Source organism: Magnetospirillum sulfuroxidans (assembly GCF_018224925.1).
Lineage (GTDB): Bacteria > Pseudomonadota > Alphaproteobacteria > Rhodospirillales > Magnetospirillaceae > Magnetospirillum > Magnetospirillum sulfuroxidans.
Genome location: NZ_JAGTUF010000045.1, coordinates 1 through 2,727, shown reverse-complemented (window position 1 = coordinate 2,727; position 2,727 = coordinate 1). Strand labels below are relative to the sequence as shown.

Here is a 2,727-nt window from a genome sequence, read left to right as displayed (position 1 = left end):
TTCCTGAACCTGTCATCAGAGTCGTCCTCAAGCAAAGTTAACACCTTTGCTCTCCACTCTTTCCGGGCAAGTCCAAAATGATGCATACGGGAGAAAGGCTCGGGCAAAATCCGTAAATACAGTTAAACATATTGCTGGATGTCGTGATAGCACCCGCCGCCCTCCCTCCTCCTGATTATCTAGCACCCCAACCCCCAAATCCCTCAGCCCAACCCGAACTTTCGCCAACGAAAGTTCCCCCACACTCATCAGCAACGTTTGGCGCAAGACTATCGGGGGAATAGCGGTCTGGCAGACCCATCATGGTCGGGTTCTCGCTGATCTCGCCTTGAGATTGGGATGTCACCAAACCCTATATAATAGCTATTTGGTGACGCGGTTCTGGTTCGGGGCAAAACCGCTCCCGACGCCTTGGGCGTCGATTCCCAGGTCATGTTGCGCAATTGGTCCATCAGGTGCCGCCCATCCCATGGCGCCGAATCCCGGTGACCACAAAACCCCCTCAAATCGCGCCCCATGGAAATAGCGGAAATCGGTCATTGGCGCCTCGCCAGATCGCCCACCCACGAATCAGATGATTTGTGAGCAGGGGCGGGAATCTACCCAGTACCCCCGGCTTGGGAACCGATGTCGGCTCGGATCAGAATCCAAGCCGACACCATGGTTCGATTCCAGCAACCCCAAGATCACCGACCGTACTTGGATTTCGTCCGTTCGAGGATGTCCACCAGCCACTCCAACTGCGCCGGGCTGATCGCGATCATCAACGGCAGTTCCTCGTCCATCTGGTTCAGGAAATGGACCTCGCTTGGAGTCAGCAAGGAAAACCGCTTGTTGAGTCGGTGCCGCACCTTGGACCGCAGGCTCCGAGTCTCGGTGCTCGATAGTACAATACGCATCTTCTTGGGTTTCATGGCGATATATCCATCGTTAATTCTGATGGATATGATGATCGCCGCCGCATACTCTTAATAAAACTACAGTATTTTATCGTGAACGGCTTGGCCGATCTTGCATTAGTTCGTAAAATGGGAAACCCACCACCAGGGCTTCCCCATGACCAAGCGCGTCGCCCTTTACGCCCGCGTGTCCACCGACCAACAGACGGTCGAGAACCAGCTTCGTGATCTTCAAGAGGTCGCCGGTCGCCTGGGGTGGAACGTGGTTGATGTGATCACGGACGAAGGCATCAGCGGTGCCAAGGGACGCGATCAACGTCCTGGCTTCGACCGCTTGCTGAAGGGCATCGCCCGGCGCGAGTTCGATGTGATCGCCGCATGGTCGGTGGACCGTCTGGGACGGTCGCTACGCGATCTGGTGGTCTTCCTTGATGAAGTGCGCGACCGTGGCATCGACCTGTACCTGCATCAGCAGGGCGTTGATACCGGGACCGCCGCCGGTCGGGCGCTGTTTGGGATGTTGAGTGTGTTCTCGGACTTCGAGAGGTCGATGATCCGCGCCAGGGTCATTGCCGGTCTCGAACGTGCCAAGTCCACCGGCAAACGCCTTGGTCGCCCGCCGACATCACCGCTCAAGGTCGAGAAGGTGAAGAAGTTGTTGGGCGCCGGTACCAGCCTTCGCGCCATTGCCCGCGCCACCAACCTCAGCCCGGCGATGGTCAGCAAGATCAAAGCCCAGTTGGTCGCGGATGGCAGCCTGCCCCCGCAGTCCCAGACCACGGGTGGGGCATAAGCTTTCCAGGCTTTTGACGGTTGACTCGACCAGGGTTCCGGCCAGAACCTTGGCGCACGGATGGCGCAACGAGGGTCAAAAACCCTGATGTGTGCCGTCCGTAACGGGTTGATATGTAACGGTTCTTTTGGGCGAGATGGGGGGCAGCCGCGTTCCCAAGCTTACGACGAGGGTTCGATTCCCTTCACCCGCTCCAACGCTTTCCTGATTGTTTTCCAACAGGTTAGCCCAGACCAACGTGGTGATGCGGAATTAGGTAGTCGCACCCGGTTTCTTAATGGACGTGTAAGTCTTAACCTTAACGGGGACAAACCGGAGAATAACGTCTTTGAACTTGCAGTGCCGACGCAAGTGGTCATGCATGAGCTTAAGCTCAAATTGAGATATGAGTGGAATATTTTCTTTTTTCGGGCACTTTTCCTTTTCGTTATAAAGCAGCCAAAGGCATACTACGTAATCATTCCCCCTGATTTCATCAATATTATCTCTTATGTAAGAGAGGTACGCCCCCTTTTGTGAGCAGGGGGGGTTGTTGATGAACTCACGTATCTCTTTCAAAAAAACATCATCACGAAGAAATGCGTCACAATAAAACTTCGCTTGTGAAAAAAGATAGTTGATCGATGAGGCATCTTTATGCGGCTTACAGTGAATTATGCGTATTCCGCCATCGTGCGTCATGTCCAGAATGTCGCAAAATTCCTTATCTTTTCTCCCAGCGCCAATTTGCAATTTAGCCCTATCAAATAAAATGGCGGTTGGTTTACGCACAACAACCTCGGCATTAAACTTTCCCTCCAAATTTTTCTTAGCCGCATCATCACTGATGTCGATTCCCTTGAACCCAGCCTCGCACGGTTCAACGCGGACTTTTTTCTTAATGAAATTAGATATGGCTTTGTGAAAACCCTTATCAACCTCGACCCACTCGCCCGCACGTAGCAGGTAGTAGCCGCCGTTAGCAGGGTGCGGAAAAAGGCGTGTTCGCGCCCCCTTTCCCCGTCGGTCCGAAGCGTTCAGCGGCGTCGACGAGGG

The 2,727-nt window shown here is 54.1% G+C and carries 3 protein-coding genes; 1 reads left to right on the top strand and 2 read right to left on the bottom strand.

Annotated features, from left to right (window positions below; all coding sequences use genetic code 11):
* Positions 1-686: 686 nt before the first annotated feature.
* Positions 687-914: a hypothetical protein gene (locus KEC16_RS19525; RefSeq protein ID WP_211552081.1), complete on the bottom strand. Its 228-nt coding sequence runs from the start codon at positions 912-914 to the stop codon at positions 687-689.
* Between the two features lie 142 nt (positions 915-1,056).
* Between KEC16_RS19525 and KEC16_RS19520 the strand changes: the two genes are divergently transcribed.
* Positions 1,057-1,692: a recombinase family protein gene (locus KEC16_RS19520; protein ID WP_211552079.1), complete on the top strand. Its 636-nt coding sequence runs from the start codon at positions 1,057-1,059 to the stop codon at positions 1,690-1,692.
* A 252-nt stretch (positions 1,693-1,944) separates the two neighbouring features.
* Here the strand turns inward: KEC16_RS19520 and KEC16_RS19515 are convergent.
* Positions 1,945-2,727 (bottom strand): DUF6119 family protein (locus KEC16_RS19515; protein ID WP_211552077.1); only part of this gene is annotated, 783 nt, incomplete at its 5' end.

What these genes read in the sequence shown, in the direction of transcription:
- KEC16_RS19525 (WP_211552081.1), bottom strand. Translation starts at nt 914, where the DNA reads ATGAAACCCAAGAAGATGCGTATTGTACTATCGAGCACCGAGACTCGG.
- KEC16_RS19520 (WP_211552079.1), top strand. Translation starts at nt 1,057, where the DNA reads ATGACCAAGCGCGTCGCCCTTTACGCCCGCGTGTCCACCGACCAACAG.